This is a genomic window from Oceanisphaera pacifica (assembly GCF_017498065.1).
Taxonomy (GTDB): Bacteria; Pseudomonadota; Gammaproteobacteria; order Enterobacterales; family Aeromonadaceae; genus Oceanimonas; species Oceanimonas pacifica.
The window spans coordinates 1-13,627 of the sequence record NZ_JAGDFX010000025.1; the positions used below are offsets into that span (position 1 = coordinate 1).

Sequence of the window (13,627 nt, forward strand, 5' to 3'; positions counted from 1 at the left end):
GGCCTGCCGCCAGCGTTCAATCTGAGCCATGATCAAACTCTTCAATTAAAAGTTCTAGCTCAATGAATTACTGATGTACTGCTATTTCTAGTTGCACTTCACAAGACATTGAAAAACAATATTTTTTGTTCTCAACGCTCTGCGAGTGCCCACACAGTTTGCTTGATAAATTGTTAAAGAGCGTTTGACTCTCTCGAGTCAGGAAGGCGTATTCTACGCATTCCGTATTATTCGTCAAGTGTTTGTTTCAAACTTTATTTTGTTCTCTGCAAACCCTTGTGACCGTGAGCGACTTGCCCCGTGTCAGTGGATGCGCATTATAGGGAAGTAGAGATTTGACGCAAGTGTTTTATGTGATTTTTATGAAAAAAAGTCATTACGTACAAAAAATAAGCTCAAACGACTCTTTTCCTAACTTTACTGCTGTTTATTCGTACTTATTGCGTGCAACTAGCTTGGCAAACTCTTTTACCTTATCCCAGTCGGTAAATTCTAAATCTTGGCTGGTATCTGTGCTGCCTCCTGTCATCTTCATAATCATCTGAATCAATCGGGCTTGCCACCAGGTATATTCGCTGTATTTAAGCGCACCAGCAAATACGGCGATATTTCTTGGTCGCCAACGAGACTTTTGCAAGAACTTTTTGATGTACGCATTATTTTCGGGCACAGCTTTTTCAGGCTTACGCGCGGTTAGGCAAACACAGAAGAAGCTAGCGTCGGCTGCAGCGAGCTGTTCACTGTGAATATTAATGAAGTTATAAAGGCCTGGGTGAAATTTGCCATAACGAATAGAAGCACCTATTAGTACTTTGTCATATTTGCTTAAATTCTTGCGAAGAGGTTCATGCAAATCAGCTATCTCAACATCATAACCCTCAAACTCACCTTGCATCGCATCAATGATCTTTTGTGTTTGACCATTACGCGATGAATAAAGTACTAATAGCTTTTCCATAAACTCCTCTTAGCTACGCCAAAACGCTGGCGTAAACAGTACCAGCAAGGTAAAAATTTCTAGTCGACCAAATAACATGGCCAATATCATAACCCACTTAGCTACATCTGAAGTGGTACCAAAGTTAGCTGCTACATCTCCCAATCCTGGGCCTAAGTTATTGAGGGTAGCCACAACGGCTGTAAATGCCGTTAACTCATTCATGCCGGTCGCTAACAGCGCCAACATGCATAATACAAACACTAAAGCATAGGCGGCAAAAAAGCCCCACACCGCTTCCACCACTTTATCAGCTAGTGCTTTATTGCCAAGCTTTATTCGATACACGGCTCTGGGATGAATTAACCGTTTTAGCTCTCGCATACCCTGTAAGTTCAATAACATAATTCGTACTACTTTCATGCCGCCGCCCGTACTGCCTGCACAGCCGCCGATAAATGAGGCCATCATTAATAATACCGGCACAAAGAGTGGCCATGTTGAAAAGCTAGTGGTACTAAAGCCTGCAGTAGTCGCAATTGAAACAGACTGAAATAGTGACTGATCAAGGGCTTGCCATGGGTTGCTGTAAACCTGATGACTTAATAGAGCAGCCATGCAGATAAGTGTCAGTACGATTTGTACGCCAATAAACACCTTTACTTCAGGATCAAGACGGTATACCGACAGCCTCAGTCCTCGATTAGCAAAAGCGGCAAAGTGTAGGCTAAAGTTAACGCCGGCAATCATAAGAAAAACCACAATAATGGCATTAATCATGGGGCTGGCGAAATGACCCACACTGGCGTCGTAAGTGGAGAAGCCGCCAATAGCAATCGTTGAAAACGCATGGCAAATGGCATCAAACAGATTCATGCCTGCTAACCATAATAACAAGGCACAACTAATGGTTAGCACTAGGTAGATATACCAGAGAGTTTTCGCCGTCTCGGCGATCCTGGGGGCGACTTTATTATCTTTAACAGGCCCTGGTATTTCAGCACGAAACAGCTGCATGCCCCCAATGCCAAGGATAGGGAGTATGGCCACTGCCAATACAATAATCCCCATGCCTCCCAGCCACTGCAACATTTGCCGATAAAATAAAATCGCTTTGGGTAAGTTATCTAAACCACTAATCACAGTGGCACCCGTTGTTGTTAGCCCAGAGAACGACTCGAAGAAAGCGGCGGCCACCGTCATATCGAGTTCGGCACTCAATATAAAGGGAATGGCCCCCACACTGCCCAGCACTGTCCAAAACAACACCACAATCAAGAAGCCTTCTTTAGAGCGCAGCTCTTTACTGTGGGTGCGGTTGGGAAACCATAGAGCAACGCCTAAAATCAGGCAGATCACAAAGGCGCTAAAAAAATCGAGACCAGCGCCATCTCGATAAATATAGGCCACTAATGCCGGTGCCAGCATGGTCACGCTAAATAAAGCAACAAGAATGCCTACAATGCGGATAATAGTGCGTATATGCATGGTGTTTCCAATCAATATTAAAAGCTGCGCTCACGTCATAGGTTCCACGCTGTACGCCATACGTTAGCGCTTGGTGCTAGTCACCTAAGAGCTTTGCAACCACTCGTCCTTGACTACGATCTAAGAGTTGAGCGCAAAAGTCGGACACATCACGGCTTTCTACCGCTAACACACCACTCACGTCAGCCCCGTAGTCTACCTTTTGCCAGTGAGCTTTATATTCTGCTAACAAAAATTCCACCACCGGCATATCAGCATACTGCACTGTCACCTTTAGCTCAGAAAAAAGTCGCCGTTCCGTGAGAGATAGCTCGGCCAGCGCCATTGATAAAGTTCCGCCATAAGCACGTACTAATCCCCCCGTGCCCAGCTTAATCCCGCCAAAGTAGCGCACTACCACTGCGGTTATCTCACCAATACCTGAACCTTGTAGTTGCGCCAGCATGGGTTTTCCCGCCGTACCCGATGGCTCACCATCATCACTAAACCCCAGCACACGGGAGTCACTAGGCTGACCGGCAACAAATGCCCAACAATGGTGGCGTGCCGTGGGCTCTTTGGCACGAATACTATCGACAAACGCCTTTGCCTCTTCGGGCGTTGGCGTATGGCCAATATAAGCAATAAAACGGCTTTTTTTAATCTCCTGCTCCCAGATTAGTGGGTTGGCAGGGATCAGGTAGGGAGATAAGGTCATGATATTTACTCCCAGTTGACAAAGAAGAGCATTAAAAATAGCGCAACATTGTTGCTGAATTGAGCTGGTTTGTCATCTTTTGCAGGTTGGGCTGCCATTTTCTATTTATAGGGGATAAGTATTTTTTGTTATTAACAGACACTCAACACAATTAAAACGTTTGTTTGAATTAGCTATTGAACTCTGCTGGTTTTCTGTTCATAGTCATTCTATCTCTGCTTGCCAATGTGTGAGCAGCCCCAAGGGAACTAAGGAGACATGAAAATGATCTACCAAGGCGACGCCCTCTCAATCGAGATAGTAGAAGGCAATATTGCTAAGCTCTGTTTTAATAGTAAAGGCAGCATTAATAAACTAGACAGCGCCACCCTAGCTTCACTTGATCAAGCGGTGAGCGCATTAGAAAAACACTCTGACATTACAGGCTTAATGCTCACCACAGCTAAAGACGCCTTTATTATGGGCGCCGATATTACTGAGTTTTTAGCCATGTTCGACTTACCAGAAGCCACCCTAGGCAACTGGTTAACCCAAGCGAATCAGCTTTTTAATCGAATTGAAGACCTACCCTACCCCACCATCTCTGTGGTGCGTGGTTATGCCTTGGGCGGTGGGTGCGAGTGTATCTTAGCGACCGACTTTCGTATTGGTGATGCCAGTGCCCGCATTGGTTTGCCAGAAACTAAACTCGGCATAATGCCAGGTTTTGGTGGTACTGTGCGCTTGCCGCGACTGATTGGCGCTGATAACGCACTTGAGTGGATCACGACCGCTAAAGATCATAAAGCAGCCGCCTGTTTAAAAATCGGCGTATTGGATGCCGTTGTCGATACCGAGCAACTTGAAGCCTCGGCCATACAATTATTACAAGATGCCGCCGCAGGCAAGCAAGATTGGCAAGGCAGGCGCGCACAAAAAACCGCACCATTAACGCTCGATAAACTTGAAGCAGCCATGAGCTTTAGCACCGCCAAAGGTATGGTGGCCGCAAAGGCAGGGCCGCATTATCCTGCGCCTATACTGGCAGTAAAAACCATAGAAGCGGCCGCTGGCATGGCGCGTAACGAGGCTTTGGCGCTTGAGCAACAAAATTTTATTAAGCTCACCCAAACCTCAGTCGCCCGCGCCTTAGTGGGTATTTTCCTGAACGATCAGTTTATTAAGGGTAAGGCCAAACGAGCGGCAAAGGCGGCGCCAGCAACCCAAAAAGCCGCCGTATTAGGTGCCGGTATTATGGGCGGCGGCATTGCTTATCAATCCGCCTCTAAAGACATACCCGCAGTAATGAAAGATATTAATGACTCCGCACTAGCACTTGGCATGACAGAAGCGGGTAAGTTATTGAATAAGCAGCTCGAGCGTGGCCGTATTGATGGTAAAAAGCTGGCTCATGTACTGGCTAATATTACCCCGACCCTAAGTTATGACGGCTTACAAGGCGTAGACACTGTTGTAGAAGCCGTTGTTGAAAATCCGAAAGTTAAAGGCCAAGTGCTAGCAGAAGTAGAAGCGAGCGTCAGTGATGATGCCGTGATCGCCTCTAATACCTCGACCATTCCCATTTCTACACTTGCCAAACACCTGAAACGCCCCGAGCGCTTTTGCGGCATGCACTTTTTTAACCCAGTGCACCGTATGCCTTTGGTGGAAGTTATCCGAGGTGAGCACACTGCTGACGATACCATTAATAAAGTGGTGGCCTATGCTGCCGCCATGGGTAAGTCGCCGATTGTGGTCAACGACTGCCCGGGGTTCTTCGTTAACCGCGTACTTTTCCCCTATTTCTTTGGTTTTAGCCAACTAGTGGCCGACGGAGCTGACTTTGTGGCCGTCGACAAAGTGATGGAGCAGCAATTTGGCTGGCCTATGGGCCCCGCTTATTTACTCGACGTGGTGGGTATAGATACCGGTCACCACGCGGCAGCGGTCATGGCCGATGGATTTCCTGAGCGCATGAGTAAGTCAGGTAAAGATGCCATAGATGTAATGTATGAAGCAGAGCGTTTTGGCCAAAAAAATGGCAAAGGCTTTTATGCTTACAGCCAAGATAAGCGAGGCAAGCTGAAAAAAGACGCCGATCCTGAAAGCTATCAGCTGTTAGCAGCCATTGCTGGCGAATCTGTCACCTTGACCGATGACGATATTATCGCGCGCATGATGATCCCTCTAATTAATGAAGTGGTGCTTTGCTTAGAAGAAGGCATTATTGGCTCCCCCGCTGAAGCTGATATGGCTCTGGTTTATGGTATTGGCTTTCCGCCCTTCCACGGCGGCGTATTCCGTTATCTTGATAATATGGGTCTGACTGAATATATCGCCCTAGCAGATAAATTTGCTCACCTTGGTCCGCTTTATCAAGTGAGTGACGGTTTACGTGACATGGCCGCAAACAAACATCTTTTCTACCCACTGGCGCAGGAGACCACAGCATGAACCAAGCATTAAACGAAGTCGTGATTGTCGACTGTATTCGTACCCCTATGGGGCGCTCTAAAGGCGGTGCTTTTCGCCACGTGAGAGCCGAAGATTTATCTGCACACCTCATGCAGGGCTTACTCGCCAGAAACCCAGCATTAGCGGCCAGCGATATTGAAGATGTGTATTGGGGCTGCGTGCAACAAACCTTAGAGCAGGGGTTTAATATTGCCCGCAACTCCGCTTTGCTTGCCGGCCTGCCAAAGCAAGTGGGGGCCGTTACCGTTAACCGCTTATGTGGTTCTTCTATGCAGGCACTGCACGACGCCAGCCGCGCCATTATGGTGGGTGATGGTGATGTATTTATGGTTGGTGGCGTGGAGCACATGGGTCATGTGCCGATGAACCATGGTGTGGACTTTCACCCCAAACTGGCTCTCAATGTCGCTAAAGCCTCGGGCATGATGGGACTCACCGCTGAAATGCTGGGTCGCATGTATAAGGTAAGCCGTGAGCAACAAGATGCTTTTGCTGTGCGCTCACACCAATTAGCTCACCAAGCTAGGTTAGCGGGCCGTTTTGCTAACGAAATCTTGCCCACTAACGGTCACAACCATGATGGTAGTTTAACCTTATTTGAGCACGATGAAGTGATCCGCCCTGATACCAGCTTAGAATCACTGTCTCAATTACGACCCGTCTTTGATCCCGCCAATGGTACGGTAACCGCAGGCACCTCCTCGGCCTTATCTGACGGCGCGTCGGCTATGTTGGTAATGTCGGCTGCTAAGGCCAAAGCCTTGGGCCTAAAGCCTCGCGCCCGCATTCGCGCCATGGCAGTGGCCGGTTGTGACCCTGCCATTATGGGCTTTGGCCCTGTGCCTGCGGTACATAAAGCACTTAAACGGGCCGGATTGTCTATTGGCGATATTGATCTGTTTGAGCTAAACGAGGCTTTTGCTGCTCAGTCTTTGCCGGTATTACAAGAGCTGGGTTTACTAGATGTCATGGACGATAAAGTGAACCTTAATGGCGGCGCCATTGCTCTGGGTCATCCGCTGGGTTGCTCGGGTGCGCGCATTTCTACCACTTTGCTTAATCTCATGGAAAACAAAGATGCCACCTTTGGCGTAGCCACCATGTGCATTGGCCTAGGCCAAGGCATAGCCACAGTGTTTGAAAGGGTGTAAAGCCGCTTTACGCCATACGAATAAGCTCTGTACACAGGCCCAGCAGCAATCGCTGCTGGGCAAAAAACCTCGTTCGTCTTTAACGTACAGCTTATGGCGATGCATTTTCCGGTAAGGCGGCAAAAAACGGTGTTTATCTTTAGCTGATCGCTTAAAGCTGACGGCTTAAGGCTGTGTTTATAGGTTGACCATTATTTAAACAGCTTTAAAATAGGCGGCTGTTTTTAACGCTGTCATTTTAAGGTAATTACTCCATGACCACTGCCACTCTCGACGCTCAACATACTCTTGATGCCATTGGCCTTCGTTGCCCAGAGCCGGTGATGATGGTGCGCAAGCAAGTGCGCGGTATGCAGTCAGGTGAAACCTTACTGATCACCGCCGACGACCCGTCAACAGCCCGCGATATTCCCAGTTTTTGCCAATTTATGGATCACGCCCTGCTGTCTAGCCAAATAGAACAACTGCCTTATCAGTTTGTGATTCAAAAAGGATAACTAAAAGCTGTAAGCCGTCAGCTTTAAGCTGTCAGTTTAGGTCAACGGCGAACCACAGAACTAAGCGAAAGAGCAGTGTATTTCTTTATCTGATCGCTGACAGCTTAAGGCTGATACCAATCATATTAAAGAAATAGCCAGTTTGGTTTGCTTACTACAAAAGCCGAACAAAGGGGTGACCCCACCGACACGCTGCAAGCACATCCATGTGACGCTCAACACATGGCGCCCCTGTCATGCGATGGTCGGTGGCGTCACTCCCTTTATCCGGCCATCAGCCACTGGGTCGCCTGTTAGCAGCCTCACAGACAACTCTGAGCTCAATAAGAGGCGACTGAGGTCTCCTCCCACTAAGACAGTGAAATGCCATGAACGGCATTCCCGAGCCCCCATGGATAGGTTTATGGCGTGTCGTGGGAGGTGGCTCAGTTTCCTCTTTTATGCAGATTTTCAATAGAACAAATATTTAGTGTGTTTGATATCAGCAGTGTGCCATCCCGCACCATTCATGATGACTACTGCATACCGACCGGGCTCTGTGCGAACTGAAATCAAAGTAAATGCTCTCTCATCACCTTTCGGTTGACGACGGGGCTCAATAACGCTTCTGTCACCCCAGTTGCAGGACAAACGGCACCGAAAAAATAGGCATATTCGAATTGTTGCTGTTGAACGGCCCTTGGTCGACTACCACGTTTAGCCCATAAACGCGTAGTAGTATGCTGCTGGCCAAATCGAGCCTCATCTTGAAACCAAACACCGACGTTGCTGAGTGCAACATGACCACTACATAGCTCCGGAGCTCAAGCGGCTAGCTAAGCTTGAGGAGCTGGTATACTTGTGCTTTGGCACCAGCAAGCATGCACTACCCATCCTTTAATATCTGAATAATAGTGGCTTATAATCAGATTGACGCGTAAGCGATTAAAAAGAAAACAGCTTGAGAGCACAGCGTTGGTTAAATAAGGCTGTGGTTTAAGTATCTGAACTTGACTGATACCGTGCTAGTAATACTAAACGACGAATAACGGGAGATGAGACAGAGTTGCTCATAAAACGAGCATGCGTCGCTCCTGGCCGCATCTGTCATTATTTTAGGGTAGTATATGGACAATCAAAAATTCATTTGCGTAATATCAGCAGGCGGGACCTTTAGTTCGTTACCTTCTGATCGGGGATATACCGCAGCCCCCGATCTGGCTGCGATGATCACTGATAAAATCCCTGAACTCAAAAACACTGTGTTTCCTGCTTATGACTTTATCGAGCTTAACCCACCAATTGATAGCCCAAATGTCACGCCTTTATCCTGGTTCGAATTGGCAAGCAAGGTAAGATCCCTCGCGGATCAATACGATGGGTTTGTTATTATTCATGGTACCGATACCCTCGCATATACTGCATCAGCACTGTCGTTTTTATTGGCTGATATAGAGAAGCCGGTGGTCGTAACAGGATCCCAGATCCCTCTTTATGAACCATGTAACGATGCTCGGAGTAATCTGTGTAATGCTCTCTTGGCTGCAGGAGAAAGTGACTATAACGAAGTATCTGTTTTCTTTGGTAGAAACTTGATGCGTGCCAATAGAGTGACAAAATCAGACTCGATGGCGCTGGATGCTTTCAGCTCACCTAACTTTCCAGCACTCGCAACGCTTGCCGGGAAATTAAAATTCTGTGGACATAACTGCTCTGACTGGGCCGAACGCTCCACATGGTTCGATATCTACGAACATAGGGAAGTTGATATTGCCGTATTACCCCTTTACCCAGGTATTCGTGCCGCCACATTGCACGCGCTGGTCGATGCCGGTACCGAAGGTATTATCCTCGAATGCTATGGTATGGGACATGTACCAGATCAAGACGATGCTTTCATGAGCGCACTACAATACGCCGTCGATAAAGGAGTTGTAGTGATCGCCACAACTCACTGCCATGAGGGAACACTATCGCTCGATACCTACGCTTCAGGCCAAACTCTGGTCGATACCGGAGTGATTTCTGGACAGGACATGCGCCGAGAGGCTGCGTTTACCAAGCTTCATTACCTGCTAACAGCCGGCATCTCGAGCGAACAGGTCAAATTGCTGATGCAGCGTAATTTACGTGGCGAACTTATCGAACGCTGAACTGCTACCGCCTATTCATCCAGTAATGAATGAAGCTTATCTGGGCTGGGACACTGACTGACAAGCCAGTGGTGAAAGGTGAGTTCAGATATAAAATAGCCCTGTTTGTATTCAAACAGGGCTATTTTTAACGATTTACTTTACTTCTCAAAGTAATTGGCTCTAACAGCAGCACCAATCAGGTTTACAAAAAACCTTCCTGCTGCAATAGACGTCATTTGGTTCACATCTTTTGAAGGGGTTATCTCGACAATATCCATCCCCACAACGCGTCCTTTATTCACCAGACCATGCAGAAGCTCACGCATTTGACAATAAGTAAGCCCACCAAAGGCTGGACCAGCCACACCTGGCATAACTGAAGGATCTACACCATCAGCGTCAATAGTAATGTAGTATCGTCCTGCGCTCGGGATCCTGTCCAGGATAGCTTTCATTCCCTTTTCGTGCACTTCATAGGCTGGAATGATGTGAGCTCCATATGCCTCTGCAGCTTCATACTCTTCGGGTCTAGCTGTGCCTTGTGCCCGAAGACCAATCTGGAAAATCTCTCCAACATGATCCATTTCGGATGCCCGGCGGATAGGACTTGACAGCCCATTTTTAACGCCATTGATCTCGTCTCGCCAATCAAGGTGTGCATCTATATGAATAATGGTAATGGGTTCTTCCTTATCAAAAGCCTGAAGAACAGGAATAGGAATACTATGGTCACCGCCGATAATTAGTGGCATAGCTCCTGCGGCAAGAATTTTCCTGACCGCCTCTTCTGCATTTTTGGTCTGGGCCTGAGGGTCGGTAGGGTCACCCAACACATCGCCACAATCAACTGTCCAGATATCTCGGCCGTCATAAAGTGTACCGCCGATGTCAAAGTCATAGCGATCCAAGTAACGTAATGTTCGATCCGTTGCTTGTCGTACGGCAGTAGGAGCCAGAGATTGGTCATTGCTTATTTCTGCAACCGTATAAGAAGCGCCGTGAGGAATTCCGAGAAATGCAATATCAGCTTTAAGATTATCAAGATCCGTGCACACTTCAGAATATAGCATGCTGACATGACCATGCTTGGGCTTTGATACGATATTGTTTGACATATTAACACCTTACTCCTGTTTATTTTTCATAAGTATTATGATGAATACTTTGCGATATTGTTGATTGTATAAATAAATCGATAGGTGAGAGGACTCCCCCCTCCCACTGTATTTATATTTTAACTATTAGAATGGCCCCAGATTAATCATTACGGCAATACTAACCGCCAGTGCTGAGATCACCATCAAAATTAAAAATAGTGGAAAGAAAAACTTGAACCATTTCGAATAAGGTATCCCGGCTGCCATCAAAATGGCCAGTAACGTTCCATTGGTCGGGTATATGAAGTTAGAGAAGCCATCACCAAGCTGGCTGGCCAATGCTGCAACCTGCCTATTTACATCTCCCAGGTCAGCAAGAGGCACCATAATAGGCATTGTAATCAATGCCTGGCCACTGCCGGAAGGAATAAAGAAGTTAATCGCAGACTGCATGAATAGCATAAGATTTGCAGTAACTATGGGAGAGTGCCCAGTAACAAGATCAGCGAAGAATGCAATAATGGTATCTATGGTCTGAGCTTCTTTCAGAACATGCAGCACCGCCATTGCAAAAAACATCACTGTGGCAGCAAAGAATATATCCTTCATTCCTTCGCCAAACATTTTGCAAATTTTGTTAAGGTTACTACCGTATGCCAGACCTACAACAAAGGCAAGAGCAACAAAAGTTGCACTTATTTCAGGGAAATCAAAGCCAAGAGAAATAACGCCATACAACAGGAATGCAAACATTGCCAAGAAAGCAACCCCTGCTCTTTTGAGAGGCGCAGTGAATTCAGCAATACTATCATCCAGTGCTTTATAATCTGATTCAATTCCATATACCAAAGACTTTTTTGGATCTTTCTTTACCTTGGCAGCATAAACCATCAGGTAGATATAACAAACTGCTAATACGACTACAAATACTATCCCCCGGTACCACATGGCTGAATAGATTGGCAACTCAGCAATTTTATGAGCTATCGCGGTAAACAGCGGGTTTGTCAATGCCGCACCAAATCCCGCACACGCGGCCAGAATAACTATACTGGCCCCTACTACCCTATCGTAGCCAAGAGCCAGAACCAGAGGAACCACCATGGGAATCATGACGATACTCAGTTCCCACAGACTGGTAAAAGCAATCTGGGTGCCGATCAAGGTCATCATCACAAGGGCAATAATCGAGAAGTGGGTATTTCTCAATTTAAATGAAACAGCTTTAATAGCCGATTCGAGAAGACCAATATTTTTGACTACCCCAAAGGCTCCTCCCGCAAAAAATATCAGAGCCATTAGACCTGATGTGCTCTTGAACCCATAGTAAAAGGACGTAAAGAACTCAGATATCCCTACATATTTTTTCTCAACATACTCAAAACTATTAGCGTCTACTATAGTTCTTCCTTCGAAAGCAACTCTCTCATAAGCCCCACTGGGTATGAAGTTTGCCGCAACCACGGCAATAACCAATATGACCAAAAGAGCAAAAAATGGATGAGTCAAGTCATCTTCTGTCTTCGCCCTATCGTCTGCAATTGTATTACCTACCATTATTCCTTTGATAGCTTTTATCATTAGAGGTTCCCTTCCTGTATTTTATCTCACAACTATTAATTACAATAACCGAATATCTATTTAACTAAACCAACCACACGATAAAATAGAAGCACTGCCAGAGAGTTGAAGTTGACCTAATATAAGTTGATTATTATTAAATCAGTGAAAAATGCTGCTCCTTTCTTCAGCATCATGGCTGTATCTACCCTAAAAAAGATCCAACCAAAACCAAAATTAGAGTTACTACTTTATTTAACACCTGAACAATGGATACATAAACATTACATACAAGCAACATTTACGCTACGCAATACATTATCCAATCAACCAGGAGAAAAAAAGTGTGGATAAGACAAGCTTGATTGCATAAGATTGCAAGCATGGACAACATACACCAACTTCCCAACAGACAGCAGCTACGCGGCGCTGACATCCACCGGCTGAGTGTTTTCAAAACCGTTGTCGAGAGTGGCGGCCTGTCTCAAGCTGCCGACTTTCTCAATGTCGACCTCTCAACTATCAGCCGTCAGGTCAAAGATCTGGAAATCAGGGTGGGTATCGAACTATGCAGCAGAGGTCCAAAGGGTTTTGCTCTTACTGAGCAAGGACGTATTGTCTATGATGTCGCATGTTTACTGTCAGAAGCCCTGCAGACCAGTGAAGAGCGACTGGAGGGGTTGCGGGAAGACTTGTCAGGCGTGCTGCGTATAGGGGTAGTCAATCATATATTACTTTCTCCTAAACTTAGGTTTCCTGAACTGATAAAAGAAGTAAAGAAAAAAGCACCAAAACTGACCATAGAGTGTAAAGTAATCCCCCCCAACGAAATAATGCGGCAGGTCGAAAAAAGGCAATTGCATTTGGGAATTTTGGGTACAGCAGAGCAGCCTGTCGATCTTGAATTCACACCGATATTCAATGAAAAAGCGGGTTTATACTGTGCGATAGGGCACCCACTATATAATGACAATCGTATTATCTTTGAACGTGAAGCGCTGGAAGGCCTGCCTTACGTATCAAGAAGTCATAGTACTTTGACCGATATTCGTGCTCAATCCCTTGGACTAGCCGCTGAGACGAGCTCCAATGACATTGACGTGATATTGTCACTGATCTTATCAGGACTGTATCTCGGTTTTCTGCCTATTCATACCGTAGAAGCGACCAACAATAACCACAGGTTAAGACGCTTGCCGATCGCGGGTTCAGAGTGCAAAGTTCCTTTTTATGCTTGTACATTAAAGAGAGTTCAGCAGAACAAGCGCACAGAGCTTTTCCTCCACATACTAAATGACGCCTTTAAAGGCAATTAAATCACGGGGTTGGCGATATGACGCCCCCTCTCTGCAGGTATACTGACCGTCAGTTTTCGTTTGGTAAGGGTACTCATGCTCATGGTCAGTAATGCACTTGGCCCCATCCCCCTGTTTATGTTAATTCTCATACCAATCTAAGTAAAGATATGGTCTAATTGTTCCCACCCTGCCTTACTTGATGATTACTCTATGGATGACTTCAAAAATACGGACTTCACAGCGCTTGCTCGTAAGCAAAAGTCTATACAAATGAAGATGCGTTTACTGGCACTGGCGCATTTTCAAGATGGAAAGTCTCGCACTCAAATTGCGC

10 protein-coding genes and 1 pseudogene are annotated in these 13,627 nt (G+C 46.3%); 5 read left to right on the forward strand and 6 right to left on the reverse strand.

Annotation, left to right across the window (positions count from 1 at the left end):
* Positions 1 to 427: 427 nt before the first annotated feature.
* The 3 genes from hemG to J3U76_RS14130 form a co-directional block, all read right to left on the reverse strand.
* Entirely contained in the window at positions 428 to 958 is a 531-nt protein-coding gene (gene hemG / locus J3U76_RS14120; protein ID WP_208006617.1) for a menaquinone-dependent protoporphyrinogen IX dehydrogenase, read from the reverse strand.
* Positions 959 to 967: 9 nt separating this feature from the next.
* Positions 968 to 2,425 carry a TrkH family potassium uptake protein gene (locus J3U76_RS14125; RefSeq protein ID WP_208006618.1) on the reverse strand — a complete coding sequence of 486 codons (1,458 nt, stop codon included), beginning with the start codon at positions 2,423 to 2,425 and terminating at the stop codon, positions 968 to 970.
* 76 nt (positions 2,426 to 2,501) lie between these two features.
* Positions 2,502 to 3,122: a YigZ family protein gene (locus tag J3U76_RS14130; protein WP_208006619.1), complete on the reverse strand. Its 621-nt coding sequence runs from the start codon at positions 3,120 to 3,122 to the stop codon at positions 2,502 to 2,504.
* 264 nt (positions 3,123 to 3,386) lie between these two features.
* Here J3U76_RS14130 and fadB point away from each other — a divergent pair, with 264 nt between their 5' ends.
* From fadB to tusA, 3 genes are all read left to right on the forward strand, one after another.
* Positions 3,387 to 5,555: a fatty acid oxidation complex subunit alpha FadB gene (gene fadB, locus J3U76_RS14135; RefSeq protein WP_208006626.1), complete on the forward strand. Its 2,169-nt coding sequence runs from the start codon at positions 3,387 to 3,389 to the stop codon at positions 5,553 to 5,555.
* A complete protein-coding gene (fadA, locus tag J3U76_RS14140; RefSeq protein ID WP_208006620.1) occupies positions 5,552 to 6,727 on the forward strand; it encodes an acetyl-CoA C-acyltransferase FadA in 1,176 nt (391 codons plus the stop codon). Before fadB ends, fadA begins: the two co-directional genes overlap by 4 nt.
* A gap of 254 nt (positions 6,728 to 6,981) precedes the next feature.
* Positions 6,982 to 7,224 carry a sulfurtransferase TusA gene (gene tusA / locus J3U76_RS14145; RefSeq protein ID WP_208006621.1) on the forward strand — a complete coding sequence of 81 codons (243 nt, stop codon included), beginning with the start codon at positions 6,982 to 6,984 and terminating at the stop codon, positions 7,222 to 7,224.
* Positions 7,225 to 7,701: 477 nt separating this feature from the next.
* Here the strand turns inward: tusA and J3U76_RS14150 are convergent.
* Positions 7,702 to 8,009, reverse strand: a pseudogene (locus J3U76_RS14150) (transposase); the annotation flags it as partial.
* A 321-nt stretch (positions 8,010 to 8,330) separates the two neighbouring features.
* On the opposite strand from J3U76_RS14150, the gene J3U76_RS14155 reads away from it, so the two are divergent.
* Positions 8,331 to 9,356 carry an asparaginase gene (locus J3U76_RS14155; protein WP_208006622.1) on the forward strand — a complete coding sequence of 342 codons (1,026 nt, stop codon included), beginning with the start codon at positions 8,331 to 8,333 and terminating at the stop codon, positions 9,354 to 9,356.
* A 140-nt stretch (positions 9,357 to 9,496) separates the two neighbouring features.
* On the opposite strand, the gene J3U76_RS14160 is transcribed toward J3U76_RS14155, so the two are convergent.
* Both J3U76_RS14160 and J3U76_RS14165 read right to left on the reverse strand, forming a co-directional pair.
* On the reverse strand, positions 9,497 to 10,453 hold the full coding sequence (locus tag J3U76_RS14160; protein WP_208006623.1) for an agmatinase: 957 nt from the start codon (positions 10,451 to 10,453) through the stop codon (positions 9,497 to 9,499).
* Positions 10,454 to 10,579: 126 nt separating this feature from the next.
* Positions 10,580 to 12,016, reverse strand: coding sequence for a YfcC family protein (locus tag J3U76_RS14165; RefSeq protein ID WP_208006624.1), 1,437 nt, complete (start codon positions 12,014 to 12,016; stop codon positions 10,580 to 10,582).
* Between the two features lie 362 nt (positions 12,017 to 12,378).
* Between J3U76_RS14165 and J3U76_RS14170 the strand changes: the two genes are divergently transcribed.
* Positions 12,379 to 13,311 carry a LysR family transcriptional regulator gene (locus tag J3U76_RS14170; protein ID WP_208006625.1) on the forward strand — a complete coding sequence of 311 codons (933 nt, stop codon included), beginning with the start codon at positions 12,379 to 12,381 and terminating at the stop codon, positions 13,309 to 13,311.
* The last annotated feature ends 316 nt before the right edge of the window (positions 13,312 to 13,627 follow it).

Bases quoted from the DNA above. Each gene is read 5' to 3' on its own strand.
- hemG (WP_208006617.1), bottom strand. From the start codon at position 958: ATGGAAAAGCTATTAGTACTTTATTCATCGCGTAATGGTCAAACACAA.
- J3U76_RS14125 (WP_208006618.1), bottom strand. From the start codon at position 2,425: ATGCATATACGCACTATTATCCGCATTGTAGGCATTCTTGTTGCTTTA.
- J3U76_RS14130 (WP_208006619.1), bottom strand. From the start codon at position 3,122: ATGACCTTATCTCCCTACCTGATCCCTGCCAACCCACTAATCTGGGAG.
- fadB (WP_208006626.1), top strand. From the start codon at position 3,387: ATGATCTACCAAGGCGACGCCCTCTCAATCGAGATAGTAGAAGGCAAT.
- fadA (WP_208006620.1), top strand. From the start codon at position 5,552: ATGAACCAAGCATTAAACGAAGTCGTGATTGTCGACTGTATTCGTACC.
- tusA (WP_208006621.1), top strand. From the start codon at position 6,982: ATGACCACTGCCACTCTCGACGCTCAACATACTCTTGATGCCATTGGC.
- J3U76_RS14155 (WP_208006622.1), top strand. From the start codon at position 8,331: ATGGACAATCAAAAATTCATTTGCGTAATATCAGCAGGCGGGACCTTT.
- J3U76_RS14160 (WP_208006623.1), bottom strand. From the start codon at position 10,453: ATGTCAAACAATATCGTATCAAAGCCCAAGCATGGTCATGTCAGCATG.
- J3U76_RS14165 (WP_208006624.1), bottom strand. From the start codon at position 12,016: ATGATAAAAGCTATCAAAGGAATAATGGTAGGTAATACAATTGCAGAC.
- J3U76_RS14170 (WP_208006625.1), top strand. From the start codon at position 12,379: ATGGACAACATACACCAACTTCCCAACAGACAGCAGCTACGCGGCGCT.